Below are 3,093 nucleotides of genomic sequence, written 5' to 3' on the forward strand. Positions count from 1 at the left end.
ATGGCGAAGGTGTCGAGCAGGCCGGCGGCGTGTGGGCGGGGGCGCGGCGGTGGCGCCGGTGGCCTGGTTCTGGCTTTTGCGGCCTTACCAGAAGGACCGGATCCTGACCTTCCTGGACCCGGAAACCGACCCGCTGGGCACCGGCTGGAACATCATCCAGTCCAAGATCGCGATCGGCTCGGGCGGGCTGACCGGCAAGGGCTGGGGCGAGGGCAGCCAGTCGCACCTGAACTTCATCCCGGAGCAGACCACGGACTTCGTGTTCGCGGTGCTGAGCGAGGAGTTCGGCTGGATCGGGGTGGCCGTGGTGCTGGCGCTGTACCTGTTCGTGATCGGCCGCTGCCTGTGGATCGCGGTGGACGCGCGCGACACCTATTCGCGGCTGCTGGCCGGTTCGCTGGGCCTGGCCTTCTTCGTCTACGTGCTGGTCAACGGCGGCATGGTCTCCGGGCTGCTGCCGGTGGTCGGGGTGCCGATGCCGTTGCTGAGCTACGGCGGCACCTCGGCGGTCTCCCTGCTGGCCGGGCTGGGCCTGGTGATGGCGGTGCGCAGCCACCGCCCGGTGCATGGCTACCGCTAGCGCAAAAACCCCGCCGGTTCCGCGGGTTTGCGCACAATGCTAATCTGCCTTCGATGATGATGAAGCCCGCGCTGACCAGCCTGATCGCCCTTGGCCTGCTCGGCTGCACGCCGAAGGAGGCGCTGGCACCGAACCCGCCGGCCGCGGCGGTGGCGCCGTCGCCGGCCCGGCCCGCCGAGACCGCCGTCGAGGCGCCGGCCCTGCCGCCGGTGGACCTGACCCCGGTGCCGTTCGAGACCGCGCGCGCCAACTTCGTGCGCGACACCAGCGCTCAATACGGCATCCCCGCCGCGCAGATCGAGGCCACCCTGGCCAAGGCCAGCTTCCTCGACAGCGTGGTCGCGGCGATGTCGCGGCCGGCCGAGCGGGTCAAGCCCTGGTCCGAATACCGGCCGATGTTCATCACCCAAGCCCGGATCGACGGCGGCCGCGCCTTCCTGGCCAGGCACCGCGCCGCGCTGGAGAAGGTCCAGGCCGATACCGGCGTGCCGGCCGAGCTGATCGTGGCGATCATCGGCGTGGAAACCAGCTACGGCGGCAACACCGGCCGTTATTCGGTGCTCGACGCGCTCTACACCCTGGCCTTCCGCTACCCGCGCAGCGGCGACCCGGCCAAGCTCGAACGCGAGGTCCGGCGCGAGCTGTTCTTCCGCGACGAGCTGGCCCAGCTGTTCGCCCTCGGCCGCGAGGAAAACCTGGACATCACCGCGCTCAAGGGCAGCTACGCCGGGGCGATGGGCATGGGCCAGTTCATGCCGTCGAGCTACCGCCAGTTCGCGGTGGACGGCGACGGCGACGGCCGCCGCGACCTGTTCGCCAGCCTGGACGACGTATTCGCCTCGATCGCCAACTACTTCGTGAAGAAGGGCGGCTGGGTCCGCGGCGGCCCGGTCGCGGTGCCGGCCACCCTGGAGGCCGGACGCGAGCCGTTCGACCCGGTCGACTGGACCCCGGAGCACAGCCTGGCCGACCTGGCCGCGCGCGGCTACGCGCCGCAGCAGCCGGTGCCCGCCGACGCCACCGCCACCCCGGTCTCGCTGGCCGGCAGCGCCGGGCCGCAGTACTGGCTGGGTTTCCGCAACTACTACGCGATCACCCGCTACAACATCTCCAAGATGTACGCGATGGCGGTGTTCCAGCTGTCGCAGGCCATCGCCGGGCGCGAGATCCCGCCGGCATGAGCCCGCGCCTGCCGGCCGCACTGCTGCGCGCGGCGGCCGCGGCCGCGATGCTGGCGCTGGCCGCCTGTGCCGGCACGCCGAAGAAACCGCAGGCCGTCCCGTCCGGCACCCCCGTGGCCGGTGCGGCAACGGCCAAGACCGACTGCACCGGCACCTCGCCCTACGCCGCGGCCCAGGAAGATCCGTCCACCCGCGGCGACTACACCGCCGGCGGCCTGTACAAGCCCGGCGTGCCCGACCGCACCCCGGACTACGTGCCCAACGTGGATTGCATCCCCGAGCCGCAGGTGTTGGACCTGCCGCGCTCGGCGGTCGGCAACCGCTCGCCGTACAGCGTGCTCGGGCGCCAGTACCAGGTGCTGGCGCGTCCCCACGGCTACGTCGAGCAGGGCACCGCCTCCTACTACGGCAGCAAGTTCCACGGCCGCCGCACCTCCAACCAGGAGGTGTACGACATGTACGCCTTCAGCGCCGCGCACAAGTCGCTGCCCTTGCCCAGCTTCGCCCGGGTCACCAACTTGGACAACGGCCGCTCGGTGGTGGTGCGGGTTAACGACCGCGGTCCCTTCCACGAAGGCCGGGTGATCGACCTGAGCTACGCGGCGGCGGTGAAGCTGGACATCGTCGCCCGCGGCACCGGCCGGGTGGAGGTGCGCGCGCTGACCCCGGGCGATGCCGATGCCGGACCGGTGCTGGCCGCGTCGCCGGCCGCCGGCAGGACGCCCGCGTCCAAGGCTGCCGTCGCACCGTCGCGCACCGCCGTGGTCACCGCGCCGGCCACGCCGGCGACCGGACTGGACCAGCTGGTGCAGGCGCTGCCGGCCGGCCCGCCGCCCGCCATCGCCGCCGCACCGGTCACGGCGACCGCCGTCGCGTCCCCCGCGATCGGCGCATCCGCACCGTCGACCGGGGCCGGTTCCCTGCTGCAGGTCGCCAGCTTCTCCAGCCTCGACAACGCCCGCCGCGCACTGGACCGGCTGCTCGCCGCCGGGATCGCCGGCGCGCGCCTGGACGACGTGGTCGCCGGCGGCCGCACCCTGTGGCGGCTGCGGGTGGCCGCAGCCGGCACCGACGCGGCGGAACTTGCCGAGCGCATCGCCGGTCTCGGTTTCGGTACCCCGCAGCCGGTGCGCGAGTGAGCCGCGCCGGCACCGTGCCGGCGCGCCGATACAATCCGCCCCGATCCGCCTCAATCCTGTTTCCCGCTTTCGTTCCCGGAGTCCCCGCCCGCATGAAGTTCCGTTCCACCTCCGCCACGCTCGCGGCCGTCGCCCTGGCCACCACGTTCTCGGTCGGCCTGGCGCTCGCCCAGGCGCCCGCGCCGGCTCCCCC

At 72.8% G+C, this 3,093-nt stretch carries 3 protein-coding genes; all 3 read left to right on the top strand.

Annotation, left to right across the window (positions count from 1 at the left end):
• Positions 1–580, top strand: a 580-nt coding sequence (locus CSC62_RS17065; protein WP_162407878.1) for an FtsW/RodA/SpoVE family cell cycle protein, incomplete at its 5' end; no start/stop codon positions are given.
• Positions 581–636: 56 nt separating this feature from the next.
• On the top strand, positions 637–1,761 hold the full coding sequence (gene mltB / locus CSC62_RS17070) for a lytic murein transglycosylase B (protein WP_162407880.1): 1,125 nt from the start codon (positions 637–639) through the stop codon (positions 1,759–1,761).
• Positions 1,758–2,900, top strand: a complete 1,143-nt coding sequence (locus CSC62_RS17075) for a septal ring lytic transglycosylase RlpA family protein (RefSeq protein WP_162407879.1) — start codon at positions 1,758–1,760, stop codon at positions 2,898–2,900. The genes mltB and CSC62_RS17075 overlap by 4 nt, the downstream gene beginning before the upstream one ends.
• Positions 2,901–3,093: the final 193 nt, after the last annotated feature.

Source organism: Pseudoxanthomonas jiangsuensis, assembly GCF_010093185.1.
GTDB classification, from domain to species: domain Bacteria; phylum Pseudomonadota; class Gammaproteobacteria; order Xanthomonadales; family Xanthomonadaceae; genus Pseudoxanthomonas; species Pseudoxanthomonas jiangsuensis.